We start from the raw sequence: 12,071 nt of genomic DNA, 5'->3' as shown, positions 1-12,071 counted from the left end.
GGGAGTGTGGAGGAAGCGAAAGGCGACTAGGCCTCTGCGAGGGCCTCAGCCTCGGCCGGTTCTTCCGCTTGTGGGTTGGCGGCGGCGTGCTTCTCGCCGGCCTTGGTAGCGATATCGACAACGAGGCCGATGACTGCCGCGATAGCGGTAGGAACAATCCAGCCCAAGTCCACGGACTGGCCGGGCGCCAGGCTCAAGAGGGGATCAAGTGCGTCGGCACCCCAACCCTGGGCGGCGATGACGGACAGAGCCGACCACAGCACCGATACCCACAGCGCCAGCCGGTAGGTCCAGTAAAAGACGACGGACTTTTTCACCATCGGCTGGATCAGAGTGAGAGCGATGAGGGAGATGGCCGGTGGGTACAAGAAGGTGATGAACGGAACCGCGATAGACAGCACCGTATCCAGGCCCTGGAAGGCAAAGAGGATGGACAGCGCGGTAAATAGGCACGCCCATACGTGGTACTTGACCTTGGGCATGAGCATCTCAAAGAAGGCCGAGGTGGAGGTGATAAGGCCCACCGCGGTGGTCATGCAGGCCAAGATGACGATGGCAGAGAAGACGGCTTGGCCGATGGTGCCCATGGTGAGATTGGCGGCGTCGGCAAGCAGGGGCGCTCCCGACTCATAGGACTGGCCATTAGGAATGGTTTGGCCTACCCAAGCCAGACCGAGGTAGATGGCGGCCAATAGGCCGCCGGCCACAAGTGCGGCGGTGATGGTGCCGTTGACCAGGGACTTGCGGGTCTTAAAACCCTTGGAGCGCAAGGAAGCGACAATCACGATGGAAAAGGCCAAGCCGGCAATCGCGTCCATGGTGTTATAGCCCTCGAACAGGCCGGTGACCATGGGGGAAGAAGAGTAATCCTCAGTAGGGGCCTGGGGATCGCGACCGTTGCTAAAAGCGGCCAAAGTGATAAGGACGATCAGCAGCGCTACTAGGGCTGGGGTAAGGAACTTGCCCAAGGTATCGATGATGGTGTTTGGGCTCCAGGCCAGCACTAAAGCGATAAGGAAGAAGATGATATTGAAGATGCCATTGGCCATCGTTCCTTCCCAGCCCAGAAGCGGGGTGATGGCGGTTTCCATAGAAACGGCGCCGGTACGCGGCAGGGCGTAGAAAGCACCGATGGCCAGGTAGGCCATCACGGAAAAGACCAGGCCGAAGAGGGCGCCGCCGTTGGAGCTCAAATCGCGCACGGAGCGGCCAGAAATGGCAACGGCAATAATAGCTAGGACCGGAAGGAGCACGCCGGCGGCCAAGAAGCCGAGGACGGCGGGCCAAAAGTTGGTGCCGGCCGAAACGCCCACCATGGGCGGGAAGATGAGGTTGCCGGCGCCGAAGAACATCGAAAACAGCATCAGCGACGCGATTACGATGGTGGCGCCGGGCTTAGAGGTGTTTGACGCAACTGGGGTAGCCATTGTGGCTCCTTAATTTTCCATGTACAGCTAGAATGCGAGGAAGCTTCCCCATTCCGCCGAGGGTGGTGGCGGAGGCGGGGTGCCTCTTCACGGTCCGAGGTGGCGGGTCACGCCTGTTCGTGTAATGAGACATTACCGCCCACATGGTGAGAAATCAAAGTGTGGGGGTGACGCAGAATACATGGTGGCCCAGCAGGGCCGGCCTAATCGAGGGCCGCGAAGGCACGCTCCATGCGGTCGAGTGCCTCTTCTAAGATCTCGCGTGAGGTAGAGAAATTCAACCGTGCATGGCCCGGGCCGCCGGTGCCAAAGGTATCGCCCTCATTAAGCGCTACCTTCGCATTCTCCCGCAACCACTTGGCCGGCTGCGGGTTGCCGCCGATAGCGGTATCGGCAAAATCCAACCACAGCAGGTAGGTGGCATCCGGCTTGCTGGTCTTGAGGCCTGGGATGCGCTGAGGCAGCTCCTCCACCAACCAATCGCGGGTCTGCCGCAGGTACGCTATTTCTTCATCGAGGAAGTCGCCGCACTCGCGGTAGGCAGTCTCCGCAGCAAGCACGCCTAGAGTGCCCGTGCCATCCTTGGCCACGCCTGTAAGGCCATTCCACGTGTGTACATCGGCCGTGTTGGAGAAAATGATCTGCGCGCACTTGAGCCCGGCAATATTAAAAGCCTTGGAGGTGGCGGTTACCGTGATGGTGTGCTCTGCGGACGCCGCGCTAAGCGACGCCACCGGGATATGCCGCCCCTCATAGACCAGCGGGGCGTGGATTTCATCGGCCAAGATGCGCGCGTCATACTTTTCCGCCAGTTCTACCAGGCCGGTGAGGTAGTCCTCGTCCAAGACGCAGCCGAGCGGATTATAGGGATTGGCCAGCAAAATAGAGCCCGCGCCCGCTTGGAAGGCGCGCTCAATATCGTCGAGCTCCAAGCTGGTCTCGATCTTCTCGCGGCCCGCAGTGCGTGGTAGCTCCAAAAGCGGTGGGTAGGAAGGAACTGGCACGATCACGGGGGAGTCCTCGTGGGTGAAGTACTGCACGCCGAGCAATAGGCCGCGCACTACATCGCCGATCCAGAAAATATGGTCGGAGTTGGGGCGCCAGCCGTAGCGGTCGTTGTAGAAATCGGCCACCGCTTCGCGCAGCCCCGAGGCCTTGGGCGCTGGGGTATAGCCAAAGGATTCCTTATCCACCATGTCTTCCAGTGCCTTCTTTACGGCGGGCGCGGTGGGGAAATCGGACTCCGCGATCCACAGCGGCAGGACGTCTTCCTCGAAGACGGTCCACTTGCGGGTTCCGCGGGCTTGCAACTCTTCTAGGCTAGGAAACTCCATGGCCATAACCATAACGCGAAGCCCGCGGCCACCCCAGCGCTTTTATGCGCTTTTATTCATCTGCCTTGTCGGCCCACCGGGAGTCCTCCTCCTCGTCTTCGGATTCGGAGGCAGGGCCGGAGACAAAGCCATACTTCTTCAACCGGCGGCGGTCCGCGGCCGAGGTGGATTGGGTGAGCTTGAGTAGCTCGGCATAAATGCCACCGGATTGCGCCAGTTCGGCCGGCGAGCCCATTTCATCTATGCGGCCGCGATCCAGGGTGATGATGGTATCCACATCCGCGATGGTGGACAGGCGGTGGGCAATAATGAGCGTGGTGCGGTCCTTCATCAGCTCATCTAGGCCGGCCTGCACGGCGCGCTCGGACTTGGTATCCAGCGCCGAGGTGGCCTCATCCAGGACCAGGATGGGCGCGTCCTTGAGCATGGCGCGCGCCACGGAAACGCGCTGCTTCTGCCCGCCGGAAAGCTTCAGACCGCGCTCGCCAATGACCGTGTCATAGCCGTCCGGGAAGGCTTGGATGAACTCATGGGCATTGGCCCGCTTGGCGACGTCCACGATTTCCTCCTCCGTCGCCCCCGGCTTGCCATAAGCGATGTTCTCGCGAATGGTGCCGGAAAAGAGGTAGGACTCCTGGAAGACCACGCCCACTGAGGCGCGCAGGCGTGAGGCGGTGAGATCGTCTACTCGGTGCCCCAGTACATCCAGGTGTCCGGCCGAGGGATGGTAAAGGCCTAGCAAGAGGTTGACCAACGTGGACTTGCCGCCGCCGGACTCGCCCACGAGCGCCACCTTGTGGCCCTCAGAGGCGGCGAAGGAAATATCCTCCACCACGGGCTTGCCCTCCTCGTAGGCGAAGGAGACGTGATCAAAGGAGAAGACCGGCGCGCCGGGTGTGGGCTCCAGCGGGCTGACCGGGGTGAGGTCGAGCTGCGGGGTATGCGAACCGGTGGTGGCCGCAACCAGCTCGCGCGGGGCGGTGGGCTCGAGCTCTTCTTCCATGACCTTGAAGTAGTCCTTGGAACCGGCGATGGCGCGCTGGGCGGTATCGACAATCCAACTCATCATAAAGACCGGCTGCTTCGCACTGGAGACCATCTGCAGCAACATGACCATATCGCCCAAGGAGAAATGCCCCTCGAGCGTGCGCCAGAAAATTACGCCGTAAATGCCGAGGAAGATAATGGCCATGGCTAGGCCACGGAAGGTATCCATCATGTGCCACCAGCGCGACTGCGGCTTGGTGGTATCGACCACGGTGCGGTAACGCTTGGCAAAGTGGGAAAGCTCGCGGGTTTCGCTCACGAAGGATTTAGCCACCTTGACCTGGCCAATGACCTCCGCGAAGCGGCCGTTGGCGACGTCAATATTCTCGTTCTTGACCGCCTCAAACTTCTGCCAGCGCTTCGAGGTGAGCGCGGTAAGCCACATATAGACCGGGAAGAGCAGCGCGAGCAGGATGGCCAGCGGCCAGTAATACCACGCGGTAATGGCCAGCACCGCGAGGGTCTGGATGATCATCGTAAAGAAGTTATTGGCAAAGGACTGCACGAACTGCGTGATATTGGCAATCGAGCGATCCAGCCGGGCGATGATCGTGCCGGTGACCTGGTTATCGTAATAGCCCTGCGGGAGGGCCAGCAGCTTGGCAAAGTAGCGCGTTGACAAAATCTCGCGCAGCCGCGAGACCATGACATCGCCGATGTAGCCGCCGATATTGCGGAAGAGGGCATTGGCGGCGTCGGCAAGAAAAAGCGCCACCGCCAGCAACAGCACCGTGCGCAGCGCATCGCCCAGTGGGGCGTCGTTCTGCAGGGCGTCCACGATGGTATCGGTGGCTTCGCGCGTCAAAAACGGCGAGACTAGTGCAACGACCGCAGTGATCGTGGCGGTCAGCAGCACGCCCAGGTAAAAGGGCCACAGGGCGGAGGCACTGCGGGTAATGCGCAAAATGGAATTCATAAGTAGACCACACTCACTTCGAAACGGCGGTTAGTGCGCGGAATTAGGGAAAAGGAGGGAGAGATTTAAGCGACTGCCCAGTATGCCACATGCGGCGTTAACGAGCGTAAATACTTAAGTTCAGGGAGGTTTAGGCTAAGGTACTTGTGCAGAAATACAACAATCTTCGCGTGCAAAGGATCCATCCACGGTGAAAATTTCCCACACACTCGGCGCGGGCGTAGTCAGCGTACTCGCCGTGACCCTGACCGGATGTAGCGTTCTCCAGCCGGAAGAAACCGGGCTGGGGGACCATATCACCGTCTCCAGCTCCGAAGAGGCCCCGTACGAGGCCAAGGACACCGACGATAAGGAAGTCACCTCTAACCTGGCCGAGCCGGTAGAGGATAAGGGCCTGGGTGTGAGCTGGGAGTTGCAGGGTGTGTATACCGATAGCAACACCGGTGGCACCGTAGTGACCATTCTGCTCAAGAATAAAAATGATGTGCCCCTGCCTGTCGACGCCTTTGAAGACCCCACCCTGGAGCGTGCCGACGGCAACGGCGGCTGGGCCAAGATCAACTCCTTGCCCTATGACAAGGAATCTGCCCCAGACGTGGAGCCCCCGGGACTCGATCTCCCGCTGGGTGCAGGCGCTTCGGTCAACCTGCAGTACCGCTTTGACGTGACGCCTGGCAACCTGTGGAATGCGCGCTTGCACATTGGCAACGTGACCTGGGTAGGAGACCTTAATCTATGACGGAACTTGTAGTCTTGGCCTCTGCCGAGGGCGAACCCATCGGCACCGCTCCCAAGGCCGAAGTTCATACCACTGATACCCCGCTGCACTTCGCCTTTTCTGCCTGGTTGACCTGCGGTGGCAAGGTGCTGGTCACCCGCCGCGCCCTGAGCAAGCGCACCTGGCCCGGCGTGTGGACCAATGCCTTTTGCGGCCACCCCGCACCCGGCGAGGAGACCGCGGATGCGGTGCTGCGCCGCGCTTCCTTTGAGCTGGGCATTGCGCCGGCGGATCTGTCCGCCCCGCGGCTTATTCTGCCGGACTTTTCCTATCGCGCGGTGGATTCCTCCGGCACGGTAGAAAATGAAATCTGCCCGGTATATACCGTTGAGCTTGCTGCCGACGCCACCTGGGAGCCCAACCCTGACGAGGTAGATTCCTACCAATGGGTCGAGCCAGCAAACCTCTTCGCCGCCGCCGATGCCATGCCTGGTGTTTTTAGCCCGTGGATGATTGACGAGCTCGCGGATAGCGCGCTGCGCGCCGCGTTGTAATTTTCGGCGCCCGCTACACCCCAAGTTCGTCGTCGTTGTAGAAGGCCGCGGCCACATAGTCCAAGGTGGCATAGGCTAGCCGACGCTCTCCCGTATCCAGGTTGAATTCCAACACCTGGTGGTCATCGCCGTAGCCGGGGAAACCGGGCTCGCCCGTGGTGGCATAGTGGCGCAGCCACTCGTTGAGCTCACCGGCCGGGGAAGCGTCGGTCTCCTCGCCTCCGCTGCCGCCAAAGAGCGGGTCTAACTCGGCGCAGTGCACCGCGGGGGCTTCGGTCCGGGTAAATTCCATCATCCAGGTCGGGCCTGGAGCCTCCTCGGCTACCTGCGCGGTCCAGCGGCGCACGGCGGCATCACCAATGAGCCGGCCCATTGGCCGCTGCGGATCGACGTAGTGCGCTAGCTGCTGCCACTGTTTGAAACGATCGTGTGACATCCCGAACTTGGGCGAGAGGTAGCTGGTAATAAAGCCGGCAAACGCCATCTTGTCTATGCGCTCGGCCGCGGGCATGGTGTAGAACTCATCGCGGGTGGAGGTCACCACGATAGGGATATCCGCTAGTTCTTCGGCGCGCAGTGGTGCGGGGCCCAAGGCGACGTCGAAGCGGTACTTCTTGCGGAATTTGGCATAGCCCTTGGCCAGTGATTCAGGATCCATCTTTTCCAGCGCCTGGCGCGTTACCGGCACGCCGAGGGCGCGGCGCAGGTCGGTGATGCGATGCTCAAAGCGGTCGCGCGGGAAGGCCGGCGAGAGCGCCAGCACGCGGCGGAAACCGCCCCGGAAGTGATCGCGACGCGTCAGCCACAGGCTAATCGCCGCCCCGGCGGATTGGCCCACCAGGGTGATATTGGTCTTATCGCCGCCAAAGGCTTCGATATTGTCCTGCAGCCACTCCAAGGCCAAGAGGCAATCATCGATGCCGCGGTAGCGGTCCGCCTCGTCGCCGTCGAAGCGCGCAAAGCCGGCCAAGCCCACCCGGTAACCCACGTTGACCTGGACTACCCCATGACGGGCATTCTTCGTTCCCGTAAGCCGTGGGTCCTCGTGCGAGCCGTGCTCAAAGCGGCCGCCGTGAATATAGACCACGACGGGGCACTCGGCGGCGTCGGCAGGCGCGGTAATGCTCAGCGCAATGTCATTTGGGCGCGGCTCGCGGGCATCCTGGTCGCGAGTGCCTTGGAGCGGCTCGGCAGGCGAGTAGGGGCTGGGGATGGTGCTATAGCGCACCGAATGGAAATAATGCAGGCCATCGCGGCGCACGCCGGTGATTCGGCCGGAGGCGGTGGCGACGGTAACGGGAATCTGGGCGCTCGACATGTCAGCCAGATTACCGCGAGCAAGTAGAATAAGTAGCCATGGAGTGGTTGACGAGCTTGGGCAGCACGCTATCGCAATTGTTGGTGCAGGCGCCCGTGTGGATTCAAATGGTCATCGTGGTGGCCATCGCCGTGCCACTCATGGTGGTTATAGCCTGGTGCCTGATGTGGGCGGTTGACAGCGTGGCCAATCGGGCCGCCGGAGTGATTTCCCAGCAACGCAGCCGCAGCACTAAAGTAGACCACCATGGCTGAGGAAAATAACGAGCGCGCACGGCAAGAGCGCGCTGAGCTGCGCGCCAACCCCCGCGAGGGTCTGTGGGACCCCGAAGCCAAGCGCACCAGCCAGCCTTCCGCCCCGGCAACCACGCCCGGTGCCCAGCCGGCAAAGCGCAAGCGCGCCCTACCCAAGTCCCGCGTCTCTCTCACACTGTGGACGATGATCGCGTTGGTCATCGTCGTTGCCCTCATCGGCCTGTGGACCTAGGCGCGTCCACCGGCCGGCGAGGCCCAGGCCCAACGCTAGTCCTTACGGCTGGTTGCTGCTAAGCGCTGGAAGAACTCCAGACTAGGAAGATCCTCGATGAGCAAGGCGGTGCCGTTGGTATCGCACAGCGGCACGCACCAATTGGGATAAAGCTCGTGCGTGGTGCCCGGCTGATTCTGCGCACGCACATCGCCCACCATGTCCACCAAGCTGGTGCAGGCAAGTGCTGAAGGCGTGCCCGCAATATAGCGGTGCAACGCCACAGAGATGTCTTCCTCGGCGCCGCGGGAGGCACGCTCGGCCGGATCCACGAGGTAATCGCGCTGCGGCAGAAGGCCTCGGTCCGCTACCGCGCCCAATACGCGGGCCTGCCACTCGATGTCATCGCGCTGCTCGTCCTCGACCGAGCGGGTCAGCACGCCTAAGCGCGCGCGGAGCGAAATATGATCGCCGCGCAGGTACGCCAAGGTCGGCGGCAGATCGTGCGTATTAACCGAGGACAGCGCCAGCTGGCGGTACTTGTCCTGCGGCAGCGGGGAGTAGTCATCATCGTCGCGCTCAAACCACACGATGGAGGTACCCAGCACCGCCTTCTGCGCGAGCACGTCTTGTACCCACGGCTCGACGGTGCCGAGGTCCTCACCGATGACCACCGCACCGGCGCGCTGCGCCTCTAGTGCCAAGATGCCCACCATGGCTTCAAAGTCATAGGAGACATAGGTGCCCGTCAGCGGGCTGGCCATGCGCGGGATCCAGTACAGGCGGAAAAGGCCCAAGATATGGTCCACGCGCACGCCGCCAGCATGGCGGAGCACGGTGGAGAGCATCTCGCGCCACGGGGCATAGCCCGCGGCGGCCAGGCGCTGCGGGTGCCACGGCGGCTGCGACCAATCCTGGCCCTGCTGGTTATAGTCATCCGGCGGGGCGCCTACCGAGCACTGCGGCGCCAAATACTCAGTGAGGTTCACGGCATCGGCGCCGCCTGGGTGCACACCCACGGCAAGATCAGTCACCAGGCCCAGGCGCATGCCGGCATCGAGCGCGCGCTGCTGCGCGGCGGCCAGCTGCTCATCGCACAGGAACTGCAGCCAGGAATAAAAGCGCGTGAGCGTGTCCATGTCCAGGCCTTCGGCATGGCGCTGGCCCGACTGTGCGGCGGCGTCTTGTTGCGCGCACCAATACGCAAAATCGCGCAGGCCGCGGCCTTCCTCGCGGGCGTAGCGCACGAAGGCCTCTTCGCGCTCCGGGGAGGGCTGGTAGTTAAAGAGCTCGCGCAGCACCTGCAGCTTGGCCTCAAAAATGGTGTCGCGGTCAATCTCCTCGGCGCTGCGATTGCGCTGGCGAAACTCCTCGGCCAGCTCGCGCACATCATCCTGCAGGTCCTCCGGCAGGAGCTTGAGCTCCGGGATGGATTCGATGTGCAGGTAGAGCGGGTTGATAAAGCGCCGCGTGGTGGGCAGGTACGGCGAGTCCTCCACCGGCGGAAGCGGCTCGGCCGCATGCAGCGGGTTGACCAGCAAGAAATCCGCGTGCGGGGCCAACGTTTCTGCCAACTGCCCCAAATCCTGGAAATCGCCGATGCCCCAGGAGGACTCCGAGCGCACCGAATACAGCTGCGCCATCACGCCGCTAATGGGGCGCTCCACAAACTCATCGGCCGTAGAAAGGCGCGCCGGGGTGATAATTAGCGGGCAGGCATGCTTGCCGATGCCCCCAGACTCCAACACCAACTCGTGGTACCCCATGGGCAGATCGCCGGGGATGTGGAAGCTCGCCTCGCCCCACAGGGTGCCATCAACGTCAGCATCCGGGGCGTCATTGGGGTCTTGGTAGACCTCGCGGGTGCCTCCTTCCTCCAACTCAATGTGTATGTTGGCGGCATCGCCCGCGTGCACGTGGACCACGAACCCGCGCTCTTGGCCTTGGGGTGCGACAACGCAGTGGGGGAGGGGCTGGGAGGAGCGGTCCAGGTAGTCGTCGTAAAGCAGCTGCGTGAGCGCCGCATCGTCCGGATTGTCATCGATGGCCACGCCCAAGGCGCGCAGGGTATAGGCAATAGTGTCTTCAGCGACGTGGACGGGGAAACCAGACTGGGAGGTATAGCTGGTGGCCACGCCGTGGCGCTGAGCGAGTTCTTCAAGCAAGTCGCGGGTAGTCACAGGCCACATTGTGCCACGGGGACAACGCACCTGCTGGGGAACAGATTGGTACAGTAGGCGAAGATTAATAATTAGCTGTTCGAAAGGACACCGCGTGACCCTGCAAGAAGTGCATACCCCGGCGCAATTTACTATCGAGCCGGGCGAAACCTGCCTGACCGCCCTCATGGACACCGCGAAGAAGCGCCCTCACGGCGTCATGTTCACCCGCCCGGCTAACTACGAGTGGGTCAACGTCACGGGTAAAGAATTCATCGATGAGGTCTTTGAAGTAGCCCAGGGACTTATCGCCCTAGGCGTGCAGCAGGGGGATCGCGTCGCCCTCATCTCTGCCACCCGCTATGAGTGGTCCCTGCTGGACTTTGCCATCTGGGCCGCCGGTGCCGCCTCCGTGCCGGTCTACCCGTCCTCGTCCGCCTCCCAGGTGCGTTGGATCATCGAGGACTCCGGCGCCGTGCTCGCCATTACGGAAACCCGCGAGCACTCCGAGCTGGTAGAAAACCTGGTGCTGCAGGAAGACGGCGAACCCAACCTCAAGGGCTCCCCATCGCAGCTGCGCCGCGTATTGGAAATCAACTCCTCTGCCATTGACACCCTCAAGTTCGAGGGCCGCGGCGTGGCCGCCGACGAGGTCTACGCCCGCATCAAGGCGACCTCCACCGATGACCTGGCCTCCCTGGTTTATACCTCGGGTACCACCGGCCGCCCCAAGGGCTGCATCCTCACCCACCGCAATTGGCTGGCCCAGACCCGCGGCCTGTGCACCAATCCCATTGGTATCTTTGCCGTCCCGGGCAGCCATACCTTGACCTTCCTGCCGCTGGCGCACGTCTTTGCCCGCGCGGTATCCATTGCGGTGGCCATGCGCGGTGCCTCCCAGAACCACTGGTCGGACTTTTCCACCATTTCCATCGAGTTCGCCCGCTCCCGCCCGAACGTCATTTTGGGTGTGCCACGCGTCTTTGAAAAGGTGCGCAATTCCGCTGCTGCTAAGGCGGCCGATTCTGGCATTAAGACCCTTCTCTTTGAGCAGTCCGAGAAGGTTGCCATCGAATACTCCAAGGCTTTGGACAAGCCGGAGGGCCCGGATCGCCTGCTGAAGGCCAAGCACAAGCTCTTTGACAAGCTGGTCTATTCCACCATCCGTAAGGGCGTGGGCGGCAACGTGAGCTACTGCATTACCGGCGGCTCCGCCATGGGCCACGACCTGCTGCACTGGTACCGCGGCATCGGTATCCCGGTCTATGAGGGCTACGGCCTCACCGAGGTTGCCGCCGCGGCCGCGGTGGACTTTGTGGACCAGTCCATCGGCACCGTCGGCCCGCCCATGGGCGGCGTGACCTTCCGCATTAACGATGAAGGCGAAATCTGCATCAAGGGCGATATCGTCTTCCACGGTTACTGGAATAATCCTGAGGCAACGGCCGAAGCCCTCGAGGATGGTTGGTACAACACCGGTGACTTGGGCGAGATCGATGAGGACGGCAAGCTCGTTATTACCGGCCGCAAGAAGGATCTGATTGTAACGGCCGGCGGCAAGAATGTTTCGCCCGGCCCAATGGAGGATATCCTGCGCGGGCACCCGCTTATCTCCCAGGCCATGGTGGTAGGCGATGGCAAGCCTTTTGTCGGCGTGCTGCTGACCCTGGATCCGGATATTTTGAAGCGCTGGAAGCTGGACCACAATATTCCGGAAAACCGCTCGATGCGTGAGCTAGCCACCGACCCCACCCTGCGCGCGGAGTTGCAGGACGCCATCAACCAAGTCAATGCCACCGTCTCCCACGCGGAGGGCATCAAGAAGTTCTACATCCTTGAGTCTGACCTTACTGAGGAAGAAAATGAGCTGACCCCCACCATGAAGGTCAAGCGCAACGTGGTAGCGCAGCGTTATGCCGCGGCCATTGAGCATTTGTACAAGCGCTAGTCTGCGCGATGGGTACACCCGAGGACATGTCCTCGGGTGTTTCTTTTTGCCCTGCTTGGCGACGCCCCTTGTGCAGCTCACCCCGCCGCCCTCTGCTCTGGGCGGGCGAACCTGCCATAAACCTGTGAATGGCTTCGGAGTGTCGCGCGCCCGTGGCGGTGGATCTCGCATAGAGTCGTGAAGCG

General features: G+C 62.0%; 10 protein-coding genes. 5 read left to right on the top strand and 5 right to left on the bottom strand.

The genetic code is table 11. The annotated features are described in order from the left end of the window. Window positions 1-26 precede the first annotated feature (26 nt). From brnQ to ACP8J1_RS08980, 3 genes are all read right to left on the bottom strand, one after another. Entirely contained in the window at window positions 27-1,427 is a 1,401-nt protein-coding gene (brnQ, locus tag ACP8J1_RS08990; protein WP_023020983.1) for a branched-chain amino acid transport system II carrier protein, read from the bottom strand. A 203-nt stretch (window positions 1,428-1,630) separates the two neighbouring features. Next, window positions 1,631-2,761, bottom strand: coding sequence for a MalY/PatB family protein (locus tag ACP8J1_RS08985; RefSeq protein ID WP_034655943.1), 1,131 nt, complete (start codon window positions 2,759-2,761; stop codon window positions 1,631-1,633). A 52-nt stretch (window positions 2,762-2,813) separates the two neighbouring features. After that, window positions 2,814-4,724 carry an ABC transporter ATP-binding protein gene (locus ACP8J1_RS08980; protein ID WP_023020985.1) on the bottom strand — a complete coding sequence of 637 codons (1,911 nt, stop codon included), beginning with the start codon at window positions 4,722-4,724 and terminating at the stop codon, window positions 2,814-2,816. 190 nt (window positions 4,725-4,914) lie between these two features. On the opposite strand from ACP8J1_RS08980, the gene ACP8J1_RS08975 reads away from it, so the two are divergent. Together ACP8J1_RS08975 and idi are read left to right on the top strand one after the other, a co-directional pair. Beyond that, complete coding sequence (locus tag ACP8J1_RS08975; protein WP_005324173.1) at window positions 4,915-5,463, top strand: hypothetical protein; 549 nt, start codon at window positions 4,915-4,917, stop codon at window positions 5,461-5,463. After that, complete coding sequence (gene idi, locus ACP8J1_RS08970; RefSeq protein ID WP_023020986.1) at window positions 5,460-5,996, top strand: isopentenyl-diphosphate Delta-isomerase; 537 nt, start codon at window positions 5,460-5,462, stop codon at window positions 5,994-5,996. Before ACP8J1_RS08975 ends, idi begins: the two co-directional genes overlap by 4 nt. 13 nt (window positions 5,997-6,009) lie before the next feature. Here idi and ACP8J1_RS08965 read toward each other — a convergent pair whose 3' ends face one another. Then, window positions 6,010-7,314, bottom strand: a complete 1,305-nt coding sequence (locus ACP8J1_RS08965) for a carboxylesterase family protein (protein WP_302517991.1) — start codon at window positions 7,312-7,314, stop codon at window positions 6,010-6,012. 38 nt (window positions 7,315-7,352) lie between these two features. On the opposite strand from ACP8J1_RS08965, the gene ACP8J1_RS08960 reads away from it, so the two are divergent. Next, window positions 7,353-7,568, top strand: coding sequence for a hypothetical protein (locus tag ACP8J1_RS08960; protein ID WP_023020988.1), 216 nt, complete (start codon window positions 7,353-7,355; stop codon window positions 7,566-7,568). Beyond that, window positions 7,561-7,800 (top strand): hypothetical protein, encoded by a 240-nt coding sequence (locus ACP8J1_RS08955; RefSeq protein WP_023020989.1) that lies wholly within the window; start codon window positions 7,561-7,563, stop codon window positions 7,798-7,800. The genes ACP8J1_RS08960 and ACP8J1_RS08955 overlap by 8 nt, the downstream gene beginning before the upstream one ends. A 35-nt stretch (window positions 7,801-7,835) precedes the next feature. Here ACP8J1_RS08955 and malQ read toward each other — a convergent pair whose 3' ends face one another. Next, on the bottom strand, window positions 7,836-9,959 hold the full coding sequence (malQ, locus tag ACP8J1_RS08950; protein ID WP_034655940.1) for a 4-alpha-glucanotransferase: 2,124 nt from the start codon (window positions 9,957-9,959) through the stop codon (window positions 7,836-7,838). 94 nt (window positions 9,960-10,053) lie between these two features. Here malQ and ACP8J1_RS08945 point away from each other — a divergent pair, with 94 nt between their 5' ends. Next, window positions 10,054-11,886 carry an AMP-dependent synthetase/ligase gene (locus ACP8J1_RS08945; RefSeq protein ID WP_023020991.1) on the top strand — a complete coding sequence of 611 codons (1,833 nt, stop codon included), beginning with the start codon at window positions 10,054-10,056 and terminating at the stop codon, window positions 11,884-11,886. Window positions 11,887-12,071: the final 185 nt, after the last annotated feature.

The sequence above is a fragment of the Corynebacterium sp. LaCa_205 genome (genome assembly GCF_057458085.1).
The sequence above is the reverse complement of the archived record's forward strand: the minus strand, read 5'-3'. Positions and strand labels throughout refer to the sequence as shown.

Bases quoted from the DNA above. Each gene is read 5' to 3' on its own strand.
- brnQ (WP_023020983.1), bottom strand. From the start codon at position 1,427: ATGGCTACCCCAGTTGCGTCAAACACCTCTAAGCCCGGCGCCACCATC.
- ACP8J1_RS08985 (WP_034655943.1), bottom strand. From the start codon at position 2,761: ATGGAGTTTCCTAGCCTAGAAGAGTTGCAAGCCCGCGGAACCCGCAAG.
- ACP8J1_RS08980 (WP_023020985.1), bottom strand. From the start codon at position 4,724: ATGAATTCCATTTTGCGCATTACCCGCAGTGCCTCCGCCCTGTGGCCC.
- idi (WP_023020986.1), top strand. From the start codon at position 5,460: ATGACGGAACTTGTAGTCTTGGCCTCTGCCGAGGGCGAACCCATCGGC.
- ACP8J1_RS08965 (WP_302517991.1), bottom strand. From the start codon at position 7,314: ATGTCGAGCGCCCAGATTCCCGTTACCGTCGCCACCGCCTCCGGCCGA.
- ACP8J1_RS08960 (WP_023020988.1), top strand. From the start codon at position 7,353: ATGGAGTGGTTGACGAGCTTGGGCAGCACGCTATCGCAATTGTTGGTG.
- ACP8J1_RS08955 (WP_023020989.1), top strand. From the start codon at position 7,561: ATGGCTGAGGAAAATAACGAGCGCGCACGGCAAGAGCGCGCTGAGCTG.